Genomic DNA, 4042 nt, shown 5'->3' with positions numbered 1-4042 from the left:
GTATATCAGAATGACGAATGGATTGCAGCCGTTGGCTGCACTTTGCATGGATGGCCGTTTTGCGGACTTTGCTGCCGTTTGCTGCACTTTGCACCACAGTCTGGTTCTGGCATTTTGCGACTTCGGGTATGGCGCCTGGTAGGCTGAAATTAGCAACTCAAAGATAGCCGGTTTTGATGTATTGGCCGATACCCTAATGAGGCTTCTAACAAGACTGGATTAGGCGAAAATCGCTCAAACTATCCGACAGAGTCTGGGTTCATTGTGTTGGCTTATCCTGCAGTGTTGCCGTTGCTGCCCAAAGGCGCGATACGGGTGCCGTTTCAGGATCAATGTCTCTGTTGTGGCTGGCATGGATTCAAATTCGTCTAGAAGTCATTCAGCTACATTGAATGTAGAATTCAATATGTTTCGCTTGCCACATTGCGGTTGAGGTTTCATTATCGACGCAACACGTTCTGTTCACTGGCTGGAGAAATGATTTGACCAAGATATCCGAAATGCCCGCCGTTGCCCGGGGTTTTATCTCAAATCTCGACTTGCCAGCCGTTGACGATGCTTCGTGGACGCCCCCTGTACCGGCACATGAACGGCGTATCTCAATCGTCTCTACGGCGGCTGTTCACCGTCGTGAGGACAAGCCCTTTTCTTGGCTGGCAAAGGATTATCGTGCCTTTCACAAAACCGACCGTGATTTGGTGATGACCCATGTGGCTGTCGAGTTTGATCGCTCGGCCTGGCAACAGGATCTGAATACAATTATCCCGTTAGACCGGCTTGAAGAAATGGCCACTGACGGGGAAATAGGTTCGGTTGCAGAAGATCACTATTCTTTCATGGGGGCGGCAGATCCCGTCACCATGGAGAAATCAGCCCGTCAAGCCGCTGCGCAAATGAAGCAGGACGGTGTGAATACGGTTTTGCTGATACCTATATGACCGTTTTGCACGCGCGCCGTGTGCGGGCTGGCTCATTATTTTGAATCCGAAGGCTTATCGACCGTTCTGGTTGGCTTCGTGCGCGAGCATATTGAGGCGATCAAGCCGCCTCGGTCATTGTTTCTGGATTTCCCAATGGGGCGCGGCATGGGCAAACCGAATGACCCGGCCTTCCAGAAAAAAGTCATACGCGCGGCGTTTGATCTGTTTGACACAGAAAAGGGCCCGGTGATCGAGGATTTCCCCAAGGTGATCCCGGTCAAGAATGGGCGCATGGGATATGCTTTGCCGCCAGACCTTGTTCTGAGTGTCGATGACATTGGTGATGTGGATGTCGTTCTGGCCGAGGTGACTGCCGAAATGGCTGCCCTTAGATCGGATTACGATGCGGCCGTTGCCGCACGAGGCCGCACCACAGTAGGGGCCAGCGGCTTAGAGATCGACGAGCTTGCGCCCTTTGTTGCGGGCTTCCTGAATGGGGAAGTTCCCCCAAGCCCCAGAAAAGGCATGCCTGCCATTCCGTTGCTGAAGCTCGTGGTCGAGGATCTGGAAGCCTATTTCACGGAAACACGAACGCACCGCGACGGAATTGATGATCTGGAACTCATGGGCAAATGGTTTTGGGAAGAAACCAAGACCGGACGGATGCTGCTTTTACTCGAAGCCGTGTCGGTCGCGTCCGACAACAAAGTGATGCTTCAGATTGTCGAGATGTCCCTTATGGCGCCGCGTTTCTGGTCCGAAGGCCCAGTGCCCGGCTCATCCGCCGCTGGATGGTGAATTTCGGGGGCCTGTGTCACTTGGTTTCCCATTGGGGCGTAGCACTGATCATCACTCGCTTGTGTGGGCTGATGAGGGTGAAATTGCAGCGCATTGCTGCTTTAGGCTGATACGTCCGGGTTCACCTTCAGTCACGCGGCCAATAGCTGCAGCATGGATGGCACCGCCTTGCCTTAGGGCAACTATCACTTTCTCAACAGACTGGTCTGGAACCGCGCTAAGCAATCCGCCTGAGGTTTGCGGATCGAACAGAATATCTTCATCGGCAAGATCAATACCCATGTTAATGTATCGGCTGGCCGCGTCACGATTGCCCGGATGCAGCGTGCTCTGGACACCTTCGCGCAACATTGCCGCAGCCCCCGGCAATATCGGAATGCGCAGCGGGTCAATCACAGCATGCACACCCGAGGCCCTGACCATTTCCCCCAGATGCCCCAGCAAACCAAACCCGGTGACATCTGTGCAGGCAGACGCCCCATGCGCCGCGAATATGCGGGCGGCCTCCCGGTTTGAGGCCACCATTGATGCAATTGCCGCCTGCAAAGCGTCATTCCTGACGCGGCCCTGCATCCAACCTGCCAATAGCGCGCCCGTGCCCAGTGGTTTCGTCAGGATCAGAACATCGCCCTCACGCAAACCGGACTTTTTCATCAGCTTGTTTTCGTCAGCATATCCGGTGACGGACAGACCGAATGACATCTCTTGCCCTTCTCCGGTGTGGCCACCCACCAACCGGACGCCCGCGTCCTGCAGGGTTTCCCGTGCGCCCATCAGCATATGACGCAGGTCATCCGCCAAAATCGCCTCGCTCGCAAAAGGCAGCGTGACAATTGCCAGCGCTGTGCTGGGATCAGCCCCCATCGCATAAATATCGCTCAGCGCATGGTTCGAGGCGATCCGGCCGAACAGATAAGGATCATCGATGAAGGTTCTGAAGTGATCCACCGTCTGAACCGCCACCTTTCCCTGCGGCGGGCGGATCACAGCCGCATCGTCAGGGGTGGTAAGGCCGATCAGGATATCCTCATCCGTATCGTTTTGAAATTCGGACAGCACCTGGCCCAGTATATCTGCGGATACTTTCGCACCGCACCCGCCACAACGCATCGGGGCCATCTGAGCGGCATCGTCCATTTTCAACACGCGATATTTGGTCATCCAACGCTTATCAATCCAATCCTTCACCCGCCAGATCCAGCCCGCTTCCACGGCAAACGGCCCGTAAGAGGCAATCGCATTTCGGTCCCCGGTGGATATCAGCGCAAGGGTTCTTTTTTGTGGTGCAAAGATTGCCGAAGGCGCGGCGGTCCGAACCCCCAGCATGGTTTGCGCCAAAACCGGCCCCTGCCGCACGGCATAGACACCATTCTTGGCCAGCGGCGGATCAAACGACGCGATATCACCCGCGGCAAACACACGTGGATCTGAAACGGATTGCAGTTGGCTGTTTACACGGATGAACCCGGCAGGGTCGAGCCCAAGCCCCGTATCACGCAACCACCCCGGTGCCGCGGCATGTGTTGCGATCACCGTGGCATCTGTGCTCAGGCTGAACCCATCTGGACCACACACAGCATTCCGGGTGATGCGATCCACCTTCTGCTGCGTGTGAATCTGCACATTTTTGCGGCGCAATGCCGCCCGCAGGCGTCTGCGCACCGCTGCTGAATGGTTGGTTAGAATATCGGCTTTATCTGTGACAACATGGATGGTGATCCCCAAGGGCTTTTGCGCTCTTTCAAGGGCTGCCTTCAATCTGTGATGCAGGCACAAAGCGACCTCGACACCGCCCGTGCCGCCGCCGACGATCACAAGCTCAATCTCACGGTCAAGCGCAAGCAAACGGGGTTCAAGGCGGTTCCATCGCTCCAGAAAGGCGTGAACCGGTTTGATGGCAAAGGCGTGTTCGTGCCCATGTATTGAGGCAATCTCGGGTGTGGAGCCGATGTCGATTGACACCGTATCAAACGACACGGGCGGGCGATCCGAGCACGTCACCCGGCCAGATGACAAATCCAGACCAACCGCGCGGGACTGATACAATCGCGCACCCGCCGCCAGCGCAAGTGGTGCTAGGTCCACATGACAGTCATCAAATGTGTAATGCCCGGCCAGATATCCCGGTAACATGCCTGAATAGGGCGTTTCGATATCGCGCGAAATCAGCGTCAGCCTTACGCCTTCGGGTCGGTGCATTGTGAACTGGCGCAGCACTTCGACATGGCTGTGCCCGCCACCGACCAACACCAGATCATGTTCGACTGGGTGCTGGCGCCTCATCATCCGGCCCGCTCGGTATTGGGGGCGAAATGCGGTTGGCG

Annotated in this window: 3 protein-coding genes; 2 read left to right on the top strand and 1 reads right to left on the bottom strand. The window is 56.1% G+C overall.

From position 1 onward, the window contains the following. The first annotated feature begins 482 nt into the window (after window positions 1-482). Entirely contained in the window at window positions 483-938 is a 456-nt protein-coding gene (locus ACFDSS_RS13845; RefSeq protein WP_375256309.1) for a glycine/sarcosine/betaine reductase selenoprotein B family protein, read from the top strand. Window positions 939-1016: 78 nt separating this feature from the next. After that, window positions 1017-1718 (top strand): hypothetical protein, encoded by a 702-nt coding sequence (locus tag ACFDSS_RS13840; protein WP_375256308.1) that lies wholly within the window; start codon window positions 1017-1019, stop codon window positions 1716-1718. Window positions 1719-1769: 51 nt separating this feature from the next. Here ACFDSS_RS13840 and selD read toward each other — a convergent pair. Further along, window positions 1770-4042 (bottom strand): selenide, water dikinase SelD (gene selD, locus ACFDSS_RS13835; RefSeq protein WP_375256307.1); only part of this gene is annotated, 2273 nt, incomplete at its 5' end.

Origin of the sequence: Yoonia sp. (genome assembly GCF_042093035.1) — a bacterium.
Classification (GTDB): domain Bacteria; phylum Pseudomonadota; class Alphaproteobacteria; order Rhodobacterales; family Rhodobacteraceae; genus Yoonia.
The sequence above is the reverse complement of the archived record's forward strand: the minus strand, read 5'-3'. Positions and strand labels throughout refer to the sequence as shown.